At 70.5% G+C, this 22888-nt stretch carries 24 protein-coding genes; 16 read left to right on the plus strand and 8 right to left on the minus strand.

Annotated elements, in window-relative coordinates; genetic code table 11:
- The first annotated feature begins 3 nt into the window (after nt 1-3).
- The 13 genes from glyA to AB0O15_RS06615 all read left to right on the plus strand — a co-directional run bounded on the left by glyA (nt 4) and on the right by AB0O15_RS06615 (nt 10929).
- A complete protein-coding gene (gene glyA, locus AB0O15_RS06555) occupies nt 4-1263 on the plus strand; it encodes a serine hydroxymethyltransferase (RefSeq protein WP_364314877.1) in 1260 nt (419 codons plus the stop codon).
- Nucleotides 1260-1787 carry a hypothetical protein gene (locus tag AB0O15_RS06560; protein ID WP_364314880.1) on the plus strand — a complete coding sequence of 176 codons (528 nt, stop codon included), beginning with the start codon at nt 1260-1262 and terminating at the stop codon, nt 1785-1787. The genes glyA and AB0O15_RS06560 overlap by 4 nt, the downstream gene beginning before the upstream one ends.
- A gap of 205 nt (nt 1788-1992) precedes the next feature.
- Nucleotides 1993-2229 (plus strand): hypothetical protein, encoded by a 237-nt coding sequence (locus tag AB0O15_RS06565; RefSeq protein ID WP_364314883.1) that lies wholly within the window; start codon nt 1993-1995, stop codon nt 2227-2229.
- Nucleotides 2230-2245: 16 nt separating this feature from the next.
- Nucleotides 2246-3040 carry a F0F1 ATP synthase subunit A gene (gene atpB / locus AB0O15_RS06570; protein WP_364317102.1) on the plus strand — a complete coding sequence of 265 codons (795 nt, stop codon included), beginning with the start codon at nt 2246-2248 and terminating at the stop codon, nt 3038-3040.
- A gap of 87 nt (nt 3041-3127) precedes the next feature.
- Nucleotides 3128-3367 carry an ATP synthase F0 subunit C gene (locus AB0O15_RS06575; RefSeq protein WP_364314885.1) on the plus strand — a complete coding sequence of 80 codons (240 nt, stop codon included), beginning with the start codon at nt 3128-3130 and terminating at the stop codon, nt 3365-3367.
- A 24-nt stretch (nt 3368-3391) separates the two neighbouring features.
- Complete coding sequence (locus tag AB0O15_RS06580; RefSeq protein WP_364314886.1) at nt 3392-3946, plus strand: F0F1 ATP synthase subunit B; 555 nt, start codon at nt 3392-3394, stop codon at nt 3944-3946.
- Nucleotides 3946-4764: a F0F1 ATP synthase subunit delta gene (locus AB0O15_RS06585; protein ID WP_364314889.1), complete on the plus strand. Its 819-nt coding sequence runs from the start codon at nt 3946-3948 to the stop codon at nt 4762-4764. The genes AB0O15_RS06580 and AB0O15_RS06585 overlap by 1 nt, the downstream gene beginning before the upstream one ends.
- A gap of 59 nt (nt 4765-4823) precedes the next feature.
- Nucleotides 4824-6470: a F0F1 ATP synthase subunit alpha gene (gene atpA / locus AB0O15_RS06590; protein WP_364314892.1), complete on the plus strand. Its 1647-nt coding sequence runs from the start codon at nt 4824-4826 to the stop codon at nt 6468-6470.
- A gap of 2 nt (nt 6471-6472) precedes the next feature.
- On the plus strand, nt 6473-7402 hold the full coding sequence (locus AB0O15_RS06595) for a F0F1 ATP synthase subunit gamma (protein ID WP_364314895.1): 930 nt from the start codon (nt 6473-6475) through the stop codon (nt 7400-7402).
- Nucleotides 7399-8844 (plus strand): F0F1 ATP synthase subunit beta, encoded by a 1446-nt coding sequence (gene atpD / locus AB0O15_RS06600; RefSeq protein ID WP_364314898.1) that lies wholly within the window; start codon nt 7399-7401, stop codon nt 8842-8844. The genes AB0O15_RS06595 and atpD overlap by 4 nt, the downstream gene beginning before the upstream one ends.
- 146 nt (nt 8845-8990) lie before the next feature.
- Nucleotides 8991-10124 carry an LCP family protein gene (locus AB0O15_RS06605; RefSeq protein WP_364314900.1) on the plus strand — a complete coding sequence of 378 codons (1134 nt, stop codon included), beginning with the start codon at nt 8991-8993 and terminating at the stop codon, nt 10122-10124.
- 48 nt (nt 10125-10172) lie between these two features.
- Complete coding sequence (locus AB0O15_RS06610) at nt 10173-10454, plus strand: F0F1 ATP synthase subunit epsilon (protein WP_364314903.1); 282 nt, start codon at nt 10173-10175, stop codon at nt 10452-10454.
- Nucleotides 10455-10461: 7 nt separating this feature from the next.
- Nucleotides 10462-10929 (plus strand): DUF2550 domain-containing protein, encoded by a 468-nt coding sequence (locus AB0O15_RS06615; RefSeq protein WP_364314905.1) that lies wholly within the window; start codon nt 10462-10464, stop codon nt 10927-10929.
- Nucleotides 10930-10932: 3 nt separating this feature from the next.
- On the opposite strand, the gene AB0O15_RS06620 is transcribed toward AB0O15_RS06615, so the two are convergent.
- A complete protein-coding gene (locus AB0O15_RS06620) occupies nt 10933-11508 on the minus strand; it encodes a cob(I)yrinic acid a,c-diamide adenosyltransferase (protein ID WP_364314908.1) in 576 nt (191 codons plus the stop codon).
- Nucleotides 11509-11549: 41 nt separating this feature from the next.
- Between AB0O15_RS06620 and murA the strand changes: the two genes are divergently transcribed.
- A complete protein-coding gene (murA, locus tag AB0O15_RS06625) occupies nt 11550-12848 on the plus strand; it encodes a UDP-N-acetylglucosamine 1-carboxyvinyltransferase (protein WP_364314910.1) in 1299 nt (432 codons plus the stop codon).
- Here murA and AB0O15_RS06630 read toward each other — a convergent pair whose 3' ends face one another.
- Nucleotides 12849-13178: a hypothetical protein gene (locus tag AB0O15_RS06630; protein ID WP_364314912.1), complete on the minus strand. Its 330-nt coding sequence runs from the start codon at nt 13176-13178 to the stop codon at nt 12849-12851. It abuts the gene before it with no gap.
- Between the two features lie 105 nt (nt 13179-13283).
- Between AB0O15_RS06630 and AB0O15_RS06635 the strand changes: the two genes are divergently transcribed.
- On the plus strand, nt 13284-14132 hold the full coding sequence (locus tag AB0O15_RS06635; RefSeq protein WP_364314914.1) for a 3-hydroxyacyl-CoA dehydrogenase family protein: 849 nt from the start codon (nt 13284-13286) through the stop codon (nt 14130-14132).
- Here the strand turns inward: AB0O15_RS06635 and AB0O15_RS06640 are convergent, their stop codons facing one another.
- From AB0O15_RS06640 to AB0O15_RS06655, 4 genes are read right to left on the minus strand one after another with little or no spacing between them, the layout of a single operon-like run.
- A complete protein-coding gene (locus AB0O15_RS06640) occupies nt 14133-14864 on the minus strand; it encodes a hypothetical protein (RefSeq protein ID WP_364314916.1) in 732 nt (243 codons plus the stop codon). It abuts the gene before it with no gap.
- The gene (locus tag AB0O15_RS06645; protein ID WP_364314919.1) at nt 14851-17463 is read right to left on the minus strand and encodes an FtsK/SpoIIIE domain-containing protein; all 2613 of its coding nucleotides are present in this window, start codon (nt 17461-17463) and stop codon (nt 14851-14853) included. The genes AB0O15_RS06640 and AB0O15_RS06645 overlap by 14 nt, the downstream gene beginning before the upstream one ends.
- Nucleotides 17464-17500: 37 nt before the next feature.
- Nucleotides 17501-18850 (minus strand): hypothetical protein, encoded by a 1350-nt coding sequence (locus tag AB0O15_RS06650; protein ID WP_364314922.1) that lies wholly within the window; start codon nt 18848-18850, stop codon nt 17501-17503.
- Between the two features lie 12 nt (nt 18851-18862).
- The gene (locus AB0O15_RS06655) at nt 18863-19441 is read right to left on the minus strand and encodes a DUF4126 domain-containing protein (protein ID WP_364314924.1); all 579 of its coding nucleotides are present in this window, start codon (nt 19439-19441) and stop codon (nt 18863-18865) included.
- Nucleotides 19442-19497: 56 nt separating this feature from the next.
- Between AB0O15_RS06655 and nucS the strand changes: the two genes are divergently transcribed.
- Nucleotides 19498-20157 carry an endonuclease NucS gene (nucS, locus tag AB0O15_RS06660; protein ID WP_364314927.1) on the plus strand — a complete coding sequence of 220 codons (660 nt, stop codon included), beginning with the start codon at nt 19498-19500 and terminating at the stop codon, nt 20155-20157.
- A 573-nt stretch (nt 20158-20730) separates the two neighbouring features.
- Here nucS and AB0O15_RS06665 read toward each other — a convergent pair.
- Together AB0O15_RS06665 and AB0O15_RS06670 are read right to left on the minus strand one after the other, a co-directional pair.
- Complete coding sequence (locus AB0O15_RS06665; protein ID WP_364314929.1) at nt 20731-22212, minus strand: DUF6297 family protein; 1482 nt, start codon at nt 22210-22212, stop codon at nt 20731-20733.
- The gene (locus AB0O15_RS06670) at nt 22209-22877 is read right to left on the minus strand and encodes an ABC transporter ATP-binding protein (RefSeq protein WP_364314931.1); all 669 of its coding nucleotides are present in this window, start codon (nt 22875-22877) and stop codon (nt 22209-22211) included. Before AB0O15_RS06670 ends, AB0O15_RS06665 begins: the two co-directional genes overlap by 4 nt.
- Nucleotides 22878-22888 lie beyond the last annotated feature (11 nt).

Consider the following 22888-nt stretch of genomic DNA (forward strand, 5'->3'; position numbering starts at 1 on the left):
GGTATGGACACGTTCTGGGGTCCCGACTTCGACATGCTCGCGCACACCGATCCCGAGGTCGCCGCGATCGTGCTGGGCGAGCTCGACCGCCAGCGTTCCGGTCTCCAGCTGATCGCCAGCGAGAACTTCACGTCCCCGGCCGTGCTGGCCGCGCTCGGCTCGACGCTGACCAACAAGTACGCCGAGGGTTATCCCGGGGCGCGCTACTACGGCGGCTGCCATGAGGTGGATCAGGCCGAGGAGCTGGGCGTACGCCGGGCGCGAGAGCTCTTCGGGGCGGAGCACGCGAACCTCCAGCCGCATTCCGGCACGGCGGCCAACCTGGCCGCGTACGCCGCCATGGTCCAGCCCGGCGACACCGTCCTCGCCATGGACCTGCCGCACGGCGGCCACCTCACGCACGGCAGCCGGGTCAACTTCTCCGGCAAGTGGTTCCACCACGTCGGCTACCGGGTCCGCCCGGACACCGAGCTGATCGACTACGACGAGGTCCGCGAGCTGGCCCTGGCCCACCGGCCGGCCCTGATCATCTGCGGCGCCACCGCCTACCCGCGGCTGATCGACTTCGCCGCCTTCCGCGCCATCGCCGACGAGGTGGGCGCCTACCTGATGGTCGACGCGGCGCACTTCATCGGGCTGGTCGCCGGCCGGGCCGTGCCGTCCCCGGTCCCGTACGCCGACGTGGTCACCTGCACCACCCACAAGGTGCTGCACGGCCCGCGCGGCGGTATGATCCTCTGCCGCGCCGCCCTCGCGCCGCGCATCGACAAGGCGGTCTTCCCGTTCAGCCAGGGCGGCCCGATGATGCACGTCATCGCGGCCAAGGCGGTCGCGCTGCGGGAGGCGGCCCAGCCCGCCTTCGCCCGGTACGCGGGCCAGGTCGTCGCCAACGCGCGGGCGCTGGCCGAGGGCCTGGCGGCCGAGGGGATGCGCCCGGTCACCGGCGGCACCGACACCCACCTCGCCCTCACCGACCTACGCGGGCTGAAGGTGAGCGGTTCCACCGCCGAGGGACGCTGTGACCGGGCCGGGATCACCCTGAACAAGAATGCGATCCCGTACGACCCGGAGCGGCCGATCGTGGCCTCCGGGATCCGGGTGGGCACGCCGTGCGTCACCACCCAGGGCATGCGGGAGGACGAGATGCGGCGGATCGCCGGTCTGATCGGCACGGCGGTACGCGACGAGGCCGACGTCTCCGGTGAGGTCGCCGAGCTCGTGCGACACTTTCCCGCCTACGGAAGGCAGGAGGTGTTCGCGTGACCGAGAAGGACCGCGACCTCGACGTCGAGGAGACCGTTCCGGCCCAGCGCGCGCATGCCGGGGTGATCAAGACGATCCTGGGTCACGACGAGGACGACGATCGTCCGCTGCCCGACCTGCCGCCGCTGCCCGAGGACCCGCGCTGGCGCATCGAGCACCTGCCGTTCGTGCTGGCCGTCGGGTTCGCGCTGGTGCTCTGCGCCGCGTCCGCCGGCTTCCTGATCGGCGGGACCACGGCCGCGGTGGGCGCCGCGGCCGGCCTGCTCGTGGTGACCGCCGGCGTGAGCCTGACCACGCTGGCGATCGCCTGGGCCGACGCGATCCGGCCGCAGCTGGTGATGCCGATCGGTCTGACCGCCTATGTGGTCAAGTACGCGGCGATCGTCTTCCTCATGATCGCGGTGGCGAACTCCGGGTGGCCGGGCGGTGAAGCGATGGCGTGGGGCCTCGCCGCCGGCGCCGTGCTGCTGACCGGCGTGCAGGTCTTCTGGTTGAGCCGGATCGCTCGGCAACGCACGCCGTGATATCCGGAAATTGTGCGTTTAGGCAGGCCAACGGGGGACACCACACGCCCGTTTTGGTGACAGATGCGCGTCACTCATGGCGTCGGCTTGCCGGGCAGGAGTACTGTCTCGCTCCAGTTGAGCGCCGACCCGCGCCCGGACAACATCACGTTGCCTGGGGGGTCTTGGCTAGGCTCCTGTTTCCGGCTGATATCGTTCGCCCGTCATGGCCGGTCAGCAGCCCCCTTCCGAACCTCCCAAGGATGACGCCCCACCCCCGATCAATTCGAGCGGTGGTTGGACGGCGATCAGTTACCTCATCGGAGGGATGCTCGTCTGGGGTGGGATCGGCTGGCTGGTGGACCACTACCTGCTCGGCACCAAGGGCATCGCGATGGGTATCGGCGCGGTGATCGGCGGTGCCGCTGGTGTCTACCTCATTGCGCGCCGGCTCGGCGCCTGACCTGGAAGGGCTCTCGGTGACCGGTCAGACGTTGACTGTCCTCGCGGCGGATGTTCCGTTCCCGCCCAGCGTGGAGGACTTCTACCTGCCCAGCATCGTCCCCTGGGGCGGGCACGCGGACACGTGGTTCACCAAGATCACGTTGATGCTGTGGCTGTCGGTGGCCATTCTGATCATCTTCTTCATGGTCGCCTATCGGAAGCCTCAGCTGGTTCCGTCCAAGAAGCAGTGGCTCGCCGAGTCGATCTACGGCTTCGTGCGGAACAACATCGCGGTGGACATGATCGGCAAGGAGGGCGTCCGTTTCGCGCCCTACCTGGCCACGCTGTTCTGCTTCATCTTCATGATGAACCTCTGGGGGATCATCCCGTTCTTCCAGATCTCGCCGAACTCGCACATCGCCTTCCCGATCATTCTCGCCCTGATCAGCTGGGTGTTGTTCATCTACCTCGGCTTCAAGAAGCACGGGGTCGGCTACCTGAAGATCGCGCTGGTCCCGCCGGCGCCGTGGTTCATCCTGCCGATCCTGGTGCCGATCGAGTTCTTCTCGAACTTCATCGTGCGGCCGTTCTCGCTGGCCGTCCGGCTCTTCGCGAACATGTTCGCGGGCCACATGCTGCTGCTGGTCTTCACCCTCGGCGGGTTTGCGATGATCAACTCGAACGCGCTGCTCGCGCCGGTCTCGGTGCTGAGCTGGCTGATGACGATCGCGCTGACGTTCCTGGACTTCGCGATCATCGCGCTCCAGGCGTACGTGTTCACGGTCCTGACCGCCAGCTACATCCAAGGCTCGCTCGCCGAGGGGCACTGACCCGCCGCCTCGGTCCCTGATTTCCCTTGTAACACCCGTTGTCGTCCCGCATGAGACCTCATGCGAGATACGAGGAGGAACCCGGAAATGCCTTCGACGCTTCTCGCCGAAGTAGTGGGTAGCACCGCCGCCATCGGTTACGGCCTCGCGGCCATCGGCCCCGGCATCGGTGTGGGCCTGGTCTTCGCCGCTTACATCCAGTCGACCGCCCGCCAGCCGGAGGCGGCCCGCATCACGCAGCCGTTCCTCTGGATCGGCTTCGCCGTGGTCGAGGTTCTCGCTCTGCTGGCGATCGCGTTCGGCTTCATCTGGGCCGGCGAGCTCTGATCCCTGCCTCGTTAGGAGGTGCCCATGCCGTCATCACTCATCTTCCTGGCCGCTGAGGGCGGCGAGGTCAAGCACAGCCCCATCGTTCCGCTGTGGCAGGAGCTCGTTCTCGGCTCCATCGCCTTCGCGCTGATCTGCTTCGTCCTGATGAAGTTCGTCTTCCCGCGGATGGAAGAGACCTTCCGTGCCCGGGTCGACGCGATCGAGGGCGGGATCAAGCGGGCCGAAGAGGCCCAGGCCGAGGCCAACAAGCTGCTCGAGCAGTACCGCGCGCAGCTCACCGAGGCCCGCACCGAAGCGGCTCGCATCCGCGACGAGGCGCGCGCCGACGCCGAGGGCATCCGTCAGGACGTCCTGGCCAAGGCTCGCGAGGAGTCCGACCGCATCATCGCGGCCGGTCGCGAGCAGCTCGCCGCCCAGCGCGAGAGCATCGTCCGCGACCTGCGCTCCGAGGTCGGCACGCTGGCCGTCGACCTGGCCAGCAAGATCGTCGGCGAGTCGCTCGCCGACGAGGCTCGCAGCCGTGGCACGGTCGACCGCTTCATCGCCGACCTGGACGCGACGGGCGGGCGGCGCTGATGGCGACGGCCACCCGCGAGGCCTACGGTGCGGCGGAGGAGAAGCTCGCCGCCGGCACCGCCCAGGCCACGGCCGCGCAGCGTACTCAGATCGCCGACGAGATCCTGTCGGTGGCCGGGTTGCTGCGCGGCGAGCCCCGGCTCCGGCGTGCGCTGACCGACCCGGCCCGGCCGGGTAGCGACCGCGCCGAACTGCTGGTCTCGCTGCTCGGTGGCAAGGTGTCGGCCACCACGGTGGACGCGCTCGCGGTGCTGGTCGCCGGCCGCTGGTCGCGGCCGAGTGAGCTGCTGAACGCCACCGAGCGGCTCGGCGTGGACGCGGTGCTCGGTGCCGCGGACAAGTCCGGGAAGCTGGCCGACGTCGAGGACGAGCTGTTCCGGTTCGGCCAGATCGTCCGGGGCAACCCCGCGCTCTCGGTCACGCTCAGTGACCCCGGAGCGCCGTCCTCCCGCCGGGTTAAGCTGGTGGAGGACCTGCTCAAGAGCAAGTCCCAGCCGGCCACCGTGCGGCTGATCCAAGAGGCGCTCGAGGGCTTCGGTGGCCGGGGCTTCGAAGCCTCGCTGACCCGGCTGGTCGAGCTCACGGCCGCGAAACGGGACCGCGAGGTGGCGTACGTGATCGTCGCCAAGCCGTTGACCGACGCCGACGAACAGCGCCTCGGCGCGAAACTGTCCGAAATCTACGGCCGCCAGGTCTCGCTGAAGGTCGACGTTGACCCGCGGGTCATCGGCGGCGTCAGCGTCCAGGTCGGTTCCGACCTTTACGACGGCACGATCCTGCGTCGCCTCAACGAGGCGAAGCAGGCGTTCGCCAAGTAACTGATTCTTGACAGCCCCCTCGGTGACCGATGTACCGAGCTGACTAGAGAAGGCAGAGGATGGCCGAGCTGACCATCTCCTCGGACGAGATCCGGGGGGCGCTAGAGCGCTACGTCTCGTCCTACACGCCCGAGGTCTCCCGTGAGGAGGTCGGCATCGTCTCCGATGCGGGCGACGGCATCGCTCATGTCGAGGGTCTGCCCTCGACGATGGCGAACGAACTGCTCGAGTTCGAGGACGGCACGCTGGGTGTGGCCCTGAACCTCGACATCCGCGAGATGGGTGTCGTGGTGCTGGGCGAATTCGCCGGCATCGAAGAGGGGCAGCAGGTCAAGCGGACCGGCCGCGTCCTCTCCGTGCCGGTCGGTGACGCGTACCTGGGACGCGTCGTCAACGCCCTGGGCGAGCCGATCGACGACCGCGGCGAGATCGAGAACGAGGGCTTCCGCGAGCTGGAGCTGCAGGCGCCGAACGTGATGGCGCGGCAGCCGGTGAAGCAGCCCCTGCAGACCGGCATCAAGGCGATCGACGCCATGACGCCGATCGGCCGGGGCCAGCGCCAGCTGATCATCGGCGACCGCAAGACCGGTAAGACCACGGTCGCGCTCGACACGATCATCAACCAGCGCGCCAACTGGGAGTCCGGCGACCCGGAGAAGCAGGTCCGCTGCATCTACGTCGCCATCGGCCAGAAGGCCTCCACCATCGCCAGCATCCGCGGGACGCTGGAGGAGAAGGGCGCTCTGGAGTACACGACGATCGTGGCCTCCCCGGCGTCCGACCCGGCCGGTTACAAGTACATCGCCCCGTACACCGGCTCCTCCATCGGGCAGCACTGGATGTACAACGGCAAGCACGTCCTGATCGTCTTCGACGACCTGACCAAGCAGGCCGAGGCCTACCGCGCCGTGTCGCTGCTGCTGCGCCGCCCGCCGGGCCGTGAGGCGTACCCGGGCGACGTCTTCTACCTGCACTCCCGGCTGCTGGAGCGCTGCGCCAAGCTCTCCAACGACCTGGGTGGCGGCTCGATGACCGGCCTGCCGATCATCGAGACCAAGGCCGGCGACATCTCGGCCTACATCCCGACCAACGTCATCTCGATCACCGACGGCCAGATCTTCCTCGAGGGCGACCTGTTCGCCTCCGGTGTGCGTCCGGCCATCAACGTGGGCACCTCGGTGTCCCGGGTGGGCGGTTCGGCGCAGGTCAAGGCCATGCGGTCGGTGTCCGGCCGGCTCCGCCTCGACCTGGCCCAGTTCCGTGAGCTGGAGGCCTTCTCGGCCTTCGCCTCCGACCTGGACAAGGCGTCGCGGGCCCAGCTGGAGAAGGGCGTGCGCCTGGTCGAGCTGCTCAAGCAGCCCCAGTACTCGCCGTACTCGGTGGTCGAGGAGGTCCTGGTGATCTGGGCCGGCACCACCGGTCAGCTCGACGACATCCCGGTCGGCGACGTGCGCCGGTTCGAGGGCGAGATGATCGAGTGGTTCAAGCGCCACCGCAGTGACGTGCTGACCAGCATCGAGTCGACCGGTCAGCTCTCCGACGACAACGTCGAGAGCCTCCAGTCGGGCATCAACGAGTTCAAGGACCTGTTCAAGCAGGGCGACACCGGCGTCAAGCTGAACGAGCCGGACGCCGCGCCGCTCGAGGGCGAGCAGTCGCACGAGACCGTGACCCGCGAGGTCCGGCCGGCCAAGGACGAGAGCTAGCCATGGCCGGTCAGGTACAGGCCCTGCGGCGGCGCATCCGCACCGTCAAGTCGACCAAGAAGATCGCCAAGGCGCAGGAGCTCGTGGCCACCAGCCGGATCGCCAAGGCGCAGGAGCGGGTGAACGCCTCCAAGCCGTACGCGGAGGCGATCACCCAGGTCCTCACCGCCCTGGCGTCCAACGCGTCGGTCGACAACCCGCTGCTCAAGCCGCGCGACACCGTGCGGCGGGCGGGCGTCCTGCTGATCACCAGCGACCGTGGCCTGGCCGGCGCCTACAACGCCAACGCGATCCGCACCTGCGAGCAGCTGATCTCCCGGCTGCGCGAGGACGGCAAGGACGTGGCGCTGTACGTGATCGGCCGCAAGGGCACCGGTTACTACCGGTTCCGGAACCGGGACATCGCGGCGAGCTGGACCGGCTTCTCCGAGCGGCCCACGTTCGACGACGCCAAGAAGGTCGGTGACTCGCTGCTGGAGGCCTTTGTGGCCGGCGCCGACGACACTGGCGAGAGCCACGGACCGGACGGCATCCAGGGTGTCGACGAGTTGCACATCGTCAGCACCCGGTTCAAGTCGCTCATGACCCAGTCCTCGGAGGCGCATTTCCTGGCGCCGATGCAGGTCGAGGAGCGCGAACGCGAGCCCGGGCTGCGCCCGGCCTACGAGTTCGAGCCGGAGGCCGAGGAACTGCTCGACGCGTTGCTGCCGAAGTACCTCAACACGCGGATCTACGCGGCGTTGCTCGACTCGGCGGCCAGCGAGTCGGCGTCCCGCCGGCGGGCCATGAAGAGCGCGTCCGACAACGCGGACGACCTGCTCAAGCGGTACACGCGCGAGATGAACTCCGCGCGGCAGGCTGCGATCACCCAGGAAATCAGTGAGATCGTCGGCGGCGCCAACGCGCTGGCCGCGGCGGGAAGTGATGAGTGATGACTGCTGTTGCTGAGCCCACCAAGACGGAGACCGGCGTCGGCCGCGTCGTCCGGGTCATCGGCCCGGTCGTCGACGCCGAGTTCCCCCGTGACCAGATCCCCGACATCTACAACGCCCTGCACGTGGACGTGACGCTGTCCGAGGGCACCCGCACCCTGACCCTGGAGGTCGCCCAGCACCTGGGTGACAGCCTGGTCCGGGCGATCTCGATGCAGCCCACCGACGGCATGGTGCGCGGCAGCGAGGTCCGGGACACCGGCGAGCCGATCTCGGTGCCGGTCGGCGACGTGACCAAGGGGCACGTGTTCAACGCCCTGGGCGAGGTGCTCAACGTCGACCCGTCGACGCTGGACATCCAGGAGCGCTGGCCGATCCACCGCCAGCCGCCTCCCTTCGCCTCGCTCGAGCCGAAGACCGAGATGCTGGAGACCGGCATCAAGGTGCTCGACCTGCTCGCGCCGTACGTGCGCGGTGGCAAGATCGGCCTGTTCGGTGGCGCCGGCGTGGGCAAGACGGTGCTCATCCAGGAGATGATCATCCGGGTCGCCCGGAACTTCGGCGGCACCTCGGTGTTCGCCGGCGTCGGCGAGCGCACCCGTGAGGGCAACGACCTCATCCTGGAGATGGACGAGGGCGGCGTGCTCGACAAGACCGCCCTGGTCTTCGGTCAGATGGACGAGCCGCCGGGCACCCGGCTGCGGGTCGCGCTGAGCGCCCTGACGATGGCGGAGTACTTCCGGGACGTCCAGAACCAGGAGGTGCTGCTCTTCATCGACAACATCTTCCGGTTCACCCAGGCCGGCTCCGAGGTGTCCACGCTGCTGGGCCGCATGCCGTCCGCGGTGGGTTACCAGCCCACCCTGGCCGACGAGATGGGCCAGCTGCAGGAGCGGATCACGTCGGTGCGGGGCAAGGCGATCACCTCGCTGCAGGCGATCTACGTGCCCGCCGACGACTACACCGACCCGGCCCCGGCCACCACGTTCGCCCACCTGGACGCGACCACGAACCTCGAGCGGTCGATCTCCGACAAGGGCATCTACCCGGCCGTGGACCCGCTGGCCTCCAGCTCGCGGATCCTGGCGCCGGAGTACGTCGGCGCCGAGCACTACGCGGTCGCCCGTGAGGTGCAGCGGATCCTGCAGAAGTACAAGGACCTGCAGGACATCATCGCCATCCTCGGCATGGACGAGCTCTCCGAGGAGGACAAGGTCACGGTGCAGCGGGCTCGCCGCATCGAGCGCTTCCTCTCGCAGAACACGTACGCCGCCGAGCAGTTCACCGGCGTGCCGGGCTCGACGGTTCCGCTGAAGGAGACCATCGAGGCGTTCAAGAAGATCTCCGAGGGGGAGTACGACCACTTCCCCGAGCAGGCCTTCTTCATGTGCGGTGGCCTCGAGGACCTCGAGAAGAACGCGCACGAGCTGATGAAGGGCTGACCTCAGCCAGTCGTCGACGCCGCGCCGGACCGTCAGGTCCGGCGCGGCGTTTGCGTTTCCTGCCCCGTTCGACGTCGTTTGACCAGGTCATGGGTGCACCTTCCGCTCAGGTTCGGCGGTTAGTGTTGGCGGGTATCAAGCGCTGGATGGCAGGAGAACTGGTGGCTGAGCCCAAGAGGAAGGCGCCGTTGTGGGCGCGGCTGTGCGCCATCTTCGGCTGCATCCTGATGGCGATCAGCGGCGGCACGATCGTGGCCAGTCAGGTGCTGGCCGCCAGGGTGGCCGGGGCGGTGGAGAGTCGTAAGTTGCTGCCCGGCGACGGCCCGGCGCCGCCCAAGAAGGTCGACATCAAGGGCCCGCTGAACATCCTGCTGGTCGGCATCGACCCGCGCAACGACACCACGGCGCCGCTGTCCGACTCGATCCTCGTGGTGCACATCCCGGCCAGCATGGACCAGGCGTACCTGTTCAGCGTGCCCCGCGACCTGATCGTGGACATCCCGGCGTTCCCCAAGACCGGTTTCCGCGGCGGCACCGCCAAGATCAACGCCGCGATGTCGTACGGCAGCTCGGTCGGCAACGGCAAGCACGACGTGCCACAGGGCTTCAGCCTGCTGGCCAAGACCGTGAGCAAGCTGACCGGCATCAAGGACTTCGACGCCGGCGCGATCATCAACTTCGGCGGCTTCAAGAAGATCGTGGACGCCATGGGCGGCGTCACCATGACGATCGACCAGACCGTGAAGTCGGAACACCTGGCCCCGGACGGCTCGGCGCGGCCGCGCTCGGAGCGGTGCCGCAACCCGAGGTCGAACTGCGACCACCCGTACATCGGCCCGCAGAAGACCTACAAGCCCGGCACCTACCACCTGGAGGGCTGGGAGGCCCTGGACTACGTCCGGCAGCGCTACGGCCTGAAGAACAGCGATTACGACCGTCAGCGCCACCAGCAGCAGTTCGTCAAGGCGATGGCCCAGCAGGCGCTCAGCAAAGACGTGGTGAGCAACCCGGCCACGCTCGACCGGGTGCTGCAGGCGGCCGGCAAGTCGCTGATCTTCGACGGCAACGGCAACTCGGTGGTCGACTGGGGCCTGGCGCTGAAGAACATCCGGCCCGGGAACATGACGCTGATCAAGCTGCCCGGCCGTTCGGTGATCACCAACGGGTCGTACAAGGGCGAGGCCCTGCAGTCCACGGCCGATCCGTTCTTCGCGTCGATCCGGGACGGGACAGTGGCCACGTTCCTGTTGGACCACCCCGAATTCATCAACAAGGCCTGACCACCTAGACTTTCACTCGACTGAGTTTTACAGAGCTGAGGAGACCTCGTGGCCAACCAGCTGCACGTCCAGGTCGTCGCCGTCGAGGAGAAGATCTGGTCCGGCGAGGCCGAGATGCTCGTCGCGCGCACCACCGAGGGCGAGATCGGCGTTCTGCCCAACCACGCCCCGCTGCTCGGCCTCCTCAAGGAGCCGTCGCAGGTGCGGGTCAAGCTGGCCGGCGGCGAGCAGCTGACCTACGACGTGACCGGCGGCTTCCTGTCGATCGACGCGGACGGTGTGACCGTGCTGGCCGAGAGCGCGTCGCCCGCTCAGCCCGAGTCCCACTGACCTCGCGATGCGGATTCTGGAGATCGCCGGAATCTGCGTCGCCGCGCTGCTCGCGCTGCTCCTCCTGCTCTTCTTCCGCCGCCGGCTGCTGATGGCCGGCGGCGGAACCATCCGGTTACAGGTCCGGGTCACCACGATGGTTCCCGGTCGTGGCTGGTCCGCCGGCGTCGGCCAGTTCATCGGCGACGAACTGCGCTTCTACCGCATCTTCACCTTCTCGATCCGGCCCAAGCGGGTGCTCAACCGGCGCACGCTCACGGTCGGCGCGCGCCGCCTGCCCGAGGGCCCCGAGCGGCTCATCCTTCCCGGCGACTCGATCATCCTGGCCTGCACCACGCCCGACTCGCCGGTCGAGATCGCGATGGCCGAGTCGACGGTCACCGGCTTCAGCTCATGGCTCGAGGCCGGCCCGCCCGGGCCGCCCGGCAGCAGCCGGCTGATCCCGCGTCATCACGGCGGCCCGGCGCCGAGCTAGCCCTTACCGCACCGAACCGCCCGGCACCCATTTGACGTCGCCGTCCGGGTTGGCCGTGCGGGACAGGATGAAGAGCAGGTCCGAGAGCCGGTTCAGGTATTTCGCCGGGAGGTCGCCGGTGCGGTCCGGGTCGTCGGCCCGCAGCGCCCAGGCCGAGCGTTCCGCCCGCCGCGCCACCGTGCGGGCCACGTGCAGCAGCGCCGCGCCGGGCGTGCCGCCGGGCAGGATGAACGAGTCGAGCGCGGGCAGTCCCTCCAGGTATTCGTCGCACCAGCCCTCGAGCCGGGTCACGTACGCCTCGGTGATGCGCAGCGGAGGGTACGGCGGGTCGTCGGCGATCGGATTGCACAGGTCGGCGCCCACGTCGAACAGATCGTTCTGCACCGCGGTCAGCACCGCGCGTACATCGGGCTTGAGGTTGCCCAGCGCCAGCGCCACCCCGACCGCGGCGTTGCACTCATCGGTGTCCGCGTAGGCCACGATCCGCGGGTCGGTCTTCGCGGCCACCTCGTTGTTGCCCAGCCTGGTCTCGCCGGCGTCGCCGGTACGGGTGTAGATGCGGGTCAGATGAACGGCCATCCCCCAACCCTACGGACCGCGGGCGGCCGGGCACCCCTACCATGGCGCGGGTGGATGTGATCAGGGTCAAGGGCGGTGTGCCGCTCAACGGCGACGTGCGGGTCGGCGGCGCGAAGAACTCGGCGCTCAAGCTGATGGCGGTGGCGCTGCTGGCCGAGGGCCGCAGCGTGGTCGAGAACGTCCCCCGGATCACCGACATCGCGATCATGGCCGAGGTGCTGCGCCGGCTGGGCTGCCAGGTGACGCTCGCGGGCGAGGAAGAATTCAGCTCAGCGACCATCGACGTGCCCGCCGAACCGGGCAGCGAGGCCGACTACGACCTGGTGCGCCGGCTGCGCGCCTCGATCTGCGTGCTGGGCCCGCTGCTGGCCCGCCGCGGCTACGTCCGGGTGGCCCTGCCCGGCGGCGACATGATCGGCTCCCGCGGCCTCGACATGCACGTCTCCGGCCTGGCCCGGATGGGCGCCGACATCTCCGGCGAGCACGGCTTCGTGATCGCCTCGGCGCCGGCCGGCCTCAAGGGCTCCAAGATCTGGCTCGACTTCCCGAGCGTCGGCGCGACCGAGAACCTGCTGATGGCGGCCGTGCTGGCCAAGGGCGTCACCGAGATCGACAACGCGGCCCGCGAGCCCGAGATCGTCGACATCTGCGAGATGCTCACCGCGATGGGCGCGCGGATCTCCGGCGCCGGCACCTCGACGCTGGAGATCGAGGGTGTCGAGGCGCTGCGGCCGGTCCGGCACACCACGGTGGGCGACCGGATCGTCGGCGGCACCTGGGCGTTCGCCGCGGCCATGACCCGGGGCGACGTGACGGTCCAGGGTGTGCGCCCCGAGTTCCTGACCGTGGCGCTGGACAAGCTGGTGGCGGCGGGCGCGGCGGTCGAACCGGGTGACAACCAGTTCCGGGTGCGGATGGCCGACCGCCCGAAGGCCGTGGACATCGTGACGCTGCCGTACCCCGGTTTCGCGACCGACCTGCTGCCGATGGCGCTGGGACTGGCCGCGGTGTCCGACGGCTCGTCGCTGATCACCGAGAACATCTTCGACGGCCGGTTCATGTTCGTGAACGAGATGGTGCGGCTGGGCGCGGACATCCGGACCGACGGCCACCACGCGGTGGTGCGCGGCCGGGCCCGGCTTTCCGGGGCGCCGGTGCGGGCGACCGACATCCGGGCCGGCGCCGGCCTGGTCATCGCCGGCCTGTGCGCGGACGGGGTGACCGAGGTCGGCGAGGTGCACCACATCGACCGCGGCTACCCGAACTTCGTGAACGACCTGGCCGCCCTCGGGGTCGAGGTGGAGCGGGCCGACGTACCCGAGCCGACCTTCGATTTCTGATCAGAGCATCAACCGGCGCGCGGCTTCCAGCTCCTCGCCGAAGACCAGCACGGCGATCCGGCCGTCGCGGCGCATGCCGAGCGTCGACCGGATGCCGGCGTCGGCGAGCAGCATCCGGATGTCGTCGGCCTCGTCCGTGGTGTCGGTGACCGCGGCCGCGCAGAGCAGCCCGAAGTCGTCCGGGTCGAAGAAGATCGCCAGGCCGCCGTACGGGTCGTCGGCCTGCTCGATCCAGGACAGCCCGAGCCGCCAGAAGACCAGGCCGAGCAGGCCCACGACAGCGACGGCAAGCAGCGGTCCGAAGAGGTACCAGCCGTCGCTCGGGGCCATGGGCACAGTCTGGCACCGAGGATCGGCGATTTTCCGAAGAATTGACTCGATAGAGTGGCTGAGCCTGCGTTAAGGAGCAGGCGTCGGTCTACTGGGAGGTTGAACATGGCGGGTCGGCTCGCGGTCATTGGGTCGGGTCTGATGGGATCCGGCATCGCGCAGGTGTCGGCGCAGGCCGGTTGGCAGGTGACCATGCGCGACGTCGATGACGCCGCCACCGGCCGGGGGCTGGCCGCCATCCGCGACTCGCTGGGCCGCTTCACGGCCAAGGGGAAGATCAGCGAGGAAGACGCCGAGGCGACCCTGAGCCGGATCACCACCACCACCGACCTCGACGCGGCGGCCGACGCCGACATCGTGGTCGAGGCCATCTTCGAGCGGCTCGAGGCCAAGCACGACGTGTTCCGCCAGCTCGACAAGATCTGCAAGTCCGGCGCGATCCTCGGCACCAACACGTCGGCCATCCCGATCACCCAGATCGCCGCGGTCACCCAGCGGCCCGAAGCGGTGGTCGGCATCCACTTCTTCTCGCCGGTGCCGATGATGAAGCTGGTCGAGCTGGTGCGCGGCTACCAGACCTCGGACGAGACGCTGGCCGAGGCGCGCGATTTCGCCGAGGAGGTCGGCAAGACCTGCGTCGAGGTGAAGCGGGACGTGGCCGGCTTCGTCTCCAACCGGCTGTTCTCGGCGCTGCTGGTCGAGGCGATCAAGCTGGTCGAGTCGGGGGTGGTCTCGGCGGCCGACCTGGACACGGTGATGAAGCTGGGCTTCGGGCACACCATGGGCCCGCTGGCCACGGTGGATCTGACCGGCCTCGACGTGATGCTCAACGCGACCGGCAACATCCACCGCGACACCGGTGACGCCAAGTTCTTCCCGCCTGAGCTCCTCCAGCGCATGGTCACCGCCGGCGACCTCGGCCGCAAAACCGGCAAGGGGTTTTACACCTACTGATCAATGGGATGCGGCGAAGCTGAGGGAGAGCAGGGCGGCGGCGATCATGCCGCCGAGGAGGGTCAGGCCGATGCCGCCGATGTCGAGGCGGGCCTGGAGGCGGCGGTGGGCCCAGAGGGCGGCGATCGGGACGCCGGCCGAGGGGGCCAGGAGGAAGCAGAGCCAGCCGATGGCCCGGACGGCCTCGCCGCCCATGATCCCCGAGTCGCCGATGGTGACCAGGCCGGCGGCGATCAGGCCGGTCATCCCGGCGATCAGGGCGCCCAGCAGGGGGAGCAGGGGCAGCGTCCAGCGGGGGAGGGGGCGGCGCGCGGGTGGTCGTACCGTGAGGTCGATCCGCTCGGCGGCGCGGGAGAGCAGGGCGCGCGCCGAGTCCCGGGGCGGCTGGGCGTCGTCGGTCGGCCGGCGCTGCAGGGCCACGCGGGGCAGAGACTCCACCGAGGATGGTTCCGGCACCTCGCCCAGGGCCCGGATCCGCAGGCCACGCGCGCGGCGGAGCTGGTCCCAGAGGCGGGCGGCCTCCCGGTCGACGTCGAGGACCTGTGCCGCGGCCGCGGCGGCCCACCGGTCGGCCGAGGCCGCCTCGCCCTCGGCGCGGGCCAGTTCGCCGGCCGCCCGGGCGGTGCTGTCCTGGTAGGCCTGTTCGGCGCGGTCCAGGTCGGCGTCCCGGCGCCGGGTGATGTCGGCCAGCGCGTTCATCATGAGCTGGTAGTCGCGGTCACGTGGGGTCATGGTTCACCTCGTAAGGGATGATCACTTCGGGGACGCGGTGCACGGAACGGTCGAAGAACAGCGCCCGGCGGGTGCGCGGGTACCACGCCGGCCCGCCCGGCACCGGGCACAGCGGTCCCAGGTCCGCGCCTTGCACATCCAGCGCGACCCAGGCGCCGATCGCGTCCAGGCGCGCGCCCGGCCCGCCCAGGTCGTCACGCAGCCGTGGCACCGACCGCCACCAGCCGAGCACGTGGGTGCGCTGGGACGGCCCGTCGGCCAGCATCCGCCGCAGCCGGTCCTTGTGGCCGGGCACCGCGTCCAGCGCGTACCCCAGGACGTAGTGCGGGATCTCGTCCGGGATCACCTCGAAGAGCTGGGCCAGGTCGGACTCGTCGTACCAGTCGGCCTCGGGCAGCTCGGCGACCAGCCGGGCCGCCGAGTGCTGCGCCTCGGGCAGCGTGCAGACCACGCTGAAGTGCGCCGGCCCCTGCGCGGCCAGCGACAGCGCGGCCGAGGCCAGGATGGCGCAGGCCTCGTCCACCCGGGTGCCGAGCACGGCCAGGTTCCGTCCGGGCATCCGGCCCAGCCGCAGCCGCGCCGGCCGGGCGGCGACATCGATCCGCTCGCCGAGCACCGCCCCGGGCGAGGAGCCGCCGGCACCCGGCGAGGACCCGGCCGCACCCGGCGAGAAGCCGGCCGCGCTCGACCTGAACCGCGGCAGCGCCGGCACCGTGTCACCGTCGAAGAGCCGGGGCGGTGAACACCCCGCCGGCCGGGCCCGCCACAGCCGGCGCTGGAGCGTACGCCAGGAAAGCCGGTCCGACGCATCCGGGAGCCGCACGATCTGATTGGCCCCGGCGACGCCGGAATCGGTGTTGACCACCGCGTGGAAGCGCGGGATCACCGCCGCGGCCAGGTTGTTCTCGGCCAGGATGCGCCGGGCCTTGGGCAGCGCGATCCGCAGCGTGAACTGCCCGATCAGCCCGGACCGGCCCCACAGCGCCTCGATGCCGGAGACGTCCTGGCTGGCCAGCACCAGGTGGATGCCCTGCGAGCGGCCGCGCCGGGCCAGGTCCTCGAGCAGCGTGACGGCCTCCTCGGCGACCGCGTCCCGGCCGGCCAGCAGCACCTGGAACTCGTCGATCACCGCGACGATCCGCGGCCAGTCCCCGGCCGGGTCCTCGGCGCGCAGCTCGGCCAGCTTGGTCGCCTCGTGCCGCTTCGCCGCCTGGGCCCGGGTCCGCAACTCGTCGCCCAGGTGCCGGAGCAGGGCCAGGCCGAACTCGCGGTCGTGGTTGACGTTGACGCCGGCCAGCCGGACGTGCGGCAGCCAACTCTCGTCGCGCGGCCCGGGCGTGAACCGGGCGAAGGACACGCCCTCCTTGAAGTCGAGCAGGTACAGCGCCAGCTCGGACGGGTCGTACCGGGCGCACAACGAGCCCAGCCAGGCGTAGATCAGGTTGGTCTTGCCGGATCCGGACGGCCCGCCGATCAACGCGTGCGGCGGGTCGTCGCCGAGCGGCACCTCGACCAGCGCGCCGTCCGGGCCGTCGCCGATCGGCGCCACCAGCCCGTGCGCGGACGACCGGCTCCAGATCTTCTCCGGCTCGAGGTCGGCCAGGCGGGCCGGTGGGGGGCCCTCACGCAGGCGCTCGGCGGCGCCGCGGCAGAACGCCGCGATGCGCTCGGCGGGCGGTGGCGGGTCGAGGCGGATGGGCAGGTCACCGGTGGTGTCGGTGGTTCCCGTGCCGTGGCGTACGACGATCCGCTCGGCCCCCTCGACGGCCGCACCGCGGATGATCAGGTGGACCCCGCACGCGACGCCGGCCCGGAGGATCCGGTCGAGCTGGGCCCGCTGCGCCGGAGCGACCTCGGCGTCGAACAGCAGCACCACCACCCGCCACGGCTCCGGTCGCGGCCCGACGGTGGCCGCGGTCAGCTCGGCCAGCGACCCGAACTCGCCGGCCAGCACCGTCTCGTTGACCCGGCAGATGTGCTCGACCAGGTCGTCCAGCATCGGGCCGAGCCCACCCGGCCCGACGAAGGTCAGCCCGAGCGGCGCGAACGCGGCCAGCGTCCCGCCCAGCCGCTCCGGGTCGTAGACGGTGAGCTTCACGTCGCCCGGCCGGGTCGTGCCCAGCGCCCGCAGCAGCACCCCGGAGATCACCCCGTCGACGGCGATCCGGTCGTCGCCGCTCACCTGCAGATGGGCCGCGTCGAGCAGCGGGACCAGGGCCGGCATGGTGGCGTGCTCGAAGTCGATGGTGCCGATCCGGAGCAGCCCCGGGCGGCCGCCCTGTTCCGGCTCCGTCGGCGACCACATCCGCCAGGACGAGCTGGCGGCGCCCGGCGCGCACAGGGCGGCCAGCGAGCCGGCGTTACCGGCCAGCGCGTTCGCCTCGCCCTGGAACCGTCGCTCGATGGTCGAGCGGGCGGAGTCGCGGGCCTCGGCCAGCTGGGTCAGGCAGGTCGCGTACGCGTCCCGGACCAGTCGCCGGCGTCGTTGCGCCTCGGCGCGGGCCGACTCGGCGGCGGCCAGCACCGCTCGAGCGGTCCCACGGGCTTCGGCGAGCTCGTGCCGGACCGCCTCGACAAGCGCGTTGCGGTGGTTACCCACCCGGAGATATTAGCCACTTTCAGGCTTAATGCCCGATTTAGGAGCTGCGTGTCGGTGGCGCCGCCAAGGTGCCGGCCCGGGTCAGCCACCGAGGATCCGTACGCATCAGATCGCCCCACAGCCGGGCCGCCACCATCGCCGCGCCTTCCCGCTGCCACTGCCGCAGCGAGCGGCGCGGCACATAGCGGCGGAACCACTCCAGCGCGCGCCGCGAATCCCGGTCCAGCCCGTCGCCCACCGGCTTGCGGTCGTACGGCCGCAGCCCCACCACGCAGCAGTAGTGCAGCGCGTTGTAGTGCCGCCACTCCTCGGTCGTCCCGAACAGCCCGTCCGGCTTCAGCCGGGCCACGCTCTCCTGGAGCACCGCCCGCAGTTGCAGCGCCCGCGCCATCGGCTTCTCGGCGTTCTCCCCGGTCAGCCGCCGGTCCACGGTCGGCAGGTCGATCAGCGGGCTGCGCAGCAGACGCGCCAGGTCGCCGAAGTTGTCCAGCGCCTGACCGGTCAGCCGGCGGAACTCGTCCTCGCTCACCGCCAGCAGCGTGTGCCGCTCCCGCCGGCGCGGCAGGGCCTCGCTGAGCAGGGCCAGCGCCTGCCGGTCCTGGCGGAGGCGGTCGTCGTGCGGGAAGGCGATCCGGTCCAGGCCGCGGCGCACCGGGCCGAACAGGCCGGCGTACGCCATGACGACGCCGACGATGACGAACTGGAGCACGGTGACCAGCCACCGGTCCGGCACCGCCAGCATGGTCAGGGTGGCCAGCCCGCCGACCAGCAACGCGCCCATCGCGGCGCCGGTGGCGGAACGGCGCAGGTCGGGCCAGAGCCGTTCGCCGGCTTCGGTCGCGTCGGACACCGCCACCAGGTAACCCAGCACCGCCAGGTCGAGGCCGGCCGCGGCGAGCACCAGGGCCGGGGCGCCCAGATCGATCGGCACGAGCAGCGCGACCAGGGTGAACGTGTAGAGCAGGGCGACCACCGTCACGGCCGCCGGGAGCACCGACGGGCGTACCCGCTCGCGGAAGCGCCAGAGCAGCACCAGCCCGCCGACCAGCGGCGCCACCGCCACCAGCCGGATCGCGCCGGGCGCCACGATCACCGCGGCCAGGAAGACCGCCGAGGTCACCAGCCAGCCCCGGTCGAGCGGCGCGCGCTCCGGCATCTCCTCGGGCAGCAGCCCGATCGCCACGCCCGCCCAGAGCAGCGCGGGCACGCAGAGGAACACCTCGGCCACCGGGCCGGCCGGCGCGATCGTCCAGGCGGCCACCCCCACCGCGTACGCCACCAGCGCGGCGGCGGCCCGCCAGAGCAGCCGGCGGCGCGGGTCACGGCCGATCAGATAGCTCGCCAGCCAGCAGGCCAGCGCGAAAACGGGTACGGCGACGGAGGGCACGACGTCAGTCAATCAAACGCGCGCTTTCCGCTTTCTGAAGACCCATATCGCTGTGGACACCATCAGCACCAGGGCCAGCAGAACCAGGATCGGCAGGAGGATGGCCAGGATCGACAGCACGACGCTGGACACGTCCTCGGCGGTGCTCGCGACCGGCGCCCCCACCCCCGCGGTGCTCGCGTTCACCACCGGCCGGGCCGTCGCCTTCACCCCGTGCACGGTCAGCGCGATGATGACGCCCGCCGCGACCGGCACCCACTGATGCGACGAGAAGAACGACCCCGGGTCGCTGACCGTGACCGTCTCGGACGACGACCCGGCCCCGAACGCCAGCCCGCCCGCCGTCGGCCGCACCACGGTCTGCACGACGTCGTTGACGTGGTCGACCACCGGCACCTTGTCGGCGACCACCTCGATCGCCAGCAGCACCACGAGGATGCCGATCACCCAGCCGTTGGACAGCCACTGCCACCCCGACGGCAGGTCGATGAGATCGGTGTACCGGGCCATCAACCCCATCGTGAGCAGCGGAATGTAGGCATTGAGCCCCGCGGATGCGGCCAGCCCGGCTCCGGTCAGCGCTTCGAACACGCCTTCAGGATGGCACCGCCACGCACGTGCCGCTGTGCTGCCGCTACCCTCGTCGGGTGCGCCTGGTCATCGCGAAGTGCTCCGTGGACTATGTCGGCCGCCTCTCCGCCCACCTGCCGTCGGCGATCCGGCTGGTGATGGTGAAGGCCGACGGTTCGGTCTCGATCCACGCCGACGATCGTGCGTACAAACCCCTGAACTGGATGAGCCCGCCCTGCAAACTGCAGGAGGCCCCCGGCGTGTGGAAGGTCGTCAACAAGGCCGGCGAAGAGCTGCGCATCACCCTGGAGGAGATCTTCCAGGACACCTCGTACGAGCTGGGCATCGACCCCGGCCTGGTCAAGGACGGCGTCGAGGCCCACCTCCAGGAGCTGCTGGCGGCCCACCCCGACACCTTCGGCGAGGGCCACACCCTGGTCCGCCGCGAGTTCATGACCGCCATCGGCCCGGTCGACCTCCTGCTCCGCGACGAGTCCGGCGCCGCCGTGGCCGTCGAGGTCAAACGCCGAGGCGACATCGACGGCGTCGAACAACTCACCCGCTACCTCGAGCTGATGAACCGCGACCCCCTCCTGTCCCCGGTCAAGGGCGTCTTCGCCGCGCAGGAGATCAAGCCGCAGGCGAGGGTGCTGGCCACCGACCGGGGCATCCGCTGCGTCGTCGTCGACTACGACAAACTCCGCGGCATGGAACGCGACGAGCTCACCCTTTTTTAGAGATCAAGATCAAGATCAAGATTTTAAAGATCAAGATCAAGCTGTCGTACCTGGGTGGTGCGTGCAGACCGCAGCTCCCGCCGAGGCCGGGCCCGCGGCTCCTGGCCGCTGCGCGTCCATAACAGAGCCGCGAACCCTTCATTCTGCGTAAGTGGTCACCCAACCCCCGGCCATGAGCGGATCACCGCGAGTCTCCGGTCTACGGTCGTGAGTCACGCCACGAAGAGCAAGCATTAATCCGTGACCGGGCCTGATGATTGCGCGAATTTTGCTCAGCGGCGAAGGCGCCGCCACCTCCCCCACCCAGCCACTGGGTGGGCGGCAAACGTAGCGCGCGAATTCGACGATCGCGCGGTTATCCACAGGGCGACTGTCGGGCGACCGTGTGATTCGGATGACGCGAGAAGAAGCGTCAATCGGGATGAGCCGCCAGCGGCTCGATGAGCGGCGTCCGCGCGGAAGGGTCGGGAGTGAGCCACCGGTCATGTCGTCGGCGGGCAGCAGCGCCGCCCAGTCAGTGGCCTCGCGGGACTGAATGCCCGGCCAGTAGTTCTGCTCGTCCGCCGAGGGGCCTCAGGACGGCTTGGCCAACTCGACCCGCGAAGGGTCGGTGGTGCCGGACAGGTAGAAGCGGGCGCCCAGGGCCGCGAAGCCCACCTGGACCGCGACGCCGACCCAGGTCAGCGGGCTGCCTTCGGCGATCAGGACGATGGCGGGCAGGCCCAGGAGCAGGAGGTCGTAGCCGACCACCGAGGCCAGGGCGGGGCCGGTGGACACCGTACCCATCGGGGTTTCCAGGGGTAGCAGGGAGTTGTCCACGAAGCCGACGCGGGCCCGGCGGATGGCGGCCGCGGCGCCGACGGGGCCGAGCGCGAGGCCCAGCGCCCACCACGGGCCGGGCGGCAGGGCCGACAGCAGTTGCAGCAGGGTCAGGGAGGTGGCGCTCCACAGGGCGGCCAGGACCGCCGGCACGATCAGGCGCTGGGTGAGGGCCTGGCGGGAGCTCAGCGCGAGCATGCGGAGCATCACGGGGTTGGCGGCGTCGCTGCGGGTGTTGGCGGCCGTGGTGCCGGCCGCCAGCAGGGCGCCGACCAGGACCGCGATGCCCAGCAGCCAGGTGGGGGCGTGGCTGAGCAGGGCGGGCAGGGCGGTGGCGAGCATCAGCCAGAGGAGGCGGCGGGGGCGGCGAAGGGCCAGGCGCAGGTCCTGGGCGGTCAGCACCGGCAGGTGGGCGTTCAGCCCGGCGGAACGCAGTTTGCGGTGGGCCCAGTACTGGCGCTCGAGCATGTCGGCCACCCAGGACGGTTCCACGCCGAAGGCCGAGTCGGCCAGGGTGCCGGCGGTGCGGGAGGCGTCGAGGATGCGGTCGGCGGGGGTGCGGTTCAGATTGCGTACGGCCAGCACGAAGAACGCCCCGACGACCAGCGCGAGGGCGCCCGTGGCCGGCCCCACCAGGCTCGGGAAACCGGAGACCAGAGGCGCTCCGACGGCCGCGTCGGCCACCAGCCCGGCGAGACCGCCCGCCACCACCAGGGCGACAACGTTGTCCAGGAGCCGGGCCCACCGGCGGCCGGGCTGGGCGGCCAGCGCGACCAGCAGCACCCCGAGGCCGGCGACCGCGCCGAGGATGATCAGCACGAGGGGCAGCGGCCGCGGGCTGGCGTGGCCGGTGATGGCCAGGGCCGCCACGGCCGACAGGATGAAGGCGAAGACCGAGGCGACCGCCAGCGACGGCCACAGCAGACGGCGCCGGCTGACCGGCGCGGTGAGCAGCCAGGAGGCGGCGGGGCGGCTGATCGCCAGCGGGCCGAGGCGGCGCAGGGCCAGGTACAGGCCGCCGGTCAGGACCGTGGTCAGGGAGCCGGCGGCCAGGCCGGAGATGTCCGGGTGGGTCGGCCAGACGAGGCCGTGGATGTGGTTCCAGAACATGCTGCCGAGGATCAGCACCGACAGCACGATGACGTAGAAGGTTCCGAAGCGTTCGCCGCGCTCCAGGTGGGCGACCTGGGTCTGGTGGATCCAGCGGCGGACCGGCCGGACCGCCACCGTGGTCACGTGGTCGGCCCCGGGGAAGACGACGAAGCGGGCGAGAGCGACTCCATCGTGGTGATGTCGGTGCCGGAGGCCGCCGCGAAGTCGTCGTCGTGGCTGGCCATCAGGATCGAGCCGCCGGTCTTCAGGTATTCGGCGATCAGGTCGGCGACCAGGGCCCGGCCGTCACGGTCGAGGCGCTGCTCGGGTTCGTCCAGGATGAGCAGGGAACTGGGGCGCAGGAAGGCCAGCGCGAGGGTCAGGCGCTGCTTCTGGCCGGAGGACAGGGACGCGGGGATGGCGTCGCGGTGTCCGGTCAGCCCGAACTGCTCGAGCGCGTCGTCGACGCCGGCCGCGGCCGGGTCTTGGCCGTGCGCGCGACAGACCAGTTCGGCGTGCTCGCGGGCGGTCAGGCCGGGATACCAGGTGGGCGGCTCCACCGTGGTCACCACGGCCCGCCAGTAGTCCGGAGTGGAGCCGGGGCGGCCGCCGAAAACCCGGATCTCGCCGTCGTCGGGGCGCTGCAGGCCGGCCACGCAGCGCAGCAGCGTCGACTTGCCGATGCCGTTCTCGCCCGTGACACAGACGCCGGCGCCGGCCGGGACCAGCAGACCGACGCCGTTCAGGACCGGGGTCGAGCCGTAGCCGACCACCAGCCCGTCGACCTGCACCGCAGGGTGATCTACCACCTCTGGAACGC

Origin of the sequence: Actinoplanes sp. NPDC089786 (assembly GCF_040684855.1) — a bacterium.
In the GTDB taxonomy this organism is placed as follows: Bacteria; Actinomycetota; Actinomycetes; order Mycobacteriales; family Micromonosporaceae; genus Actinoplanes.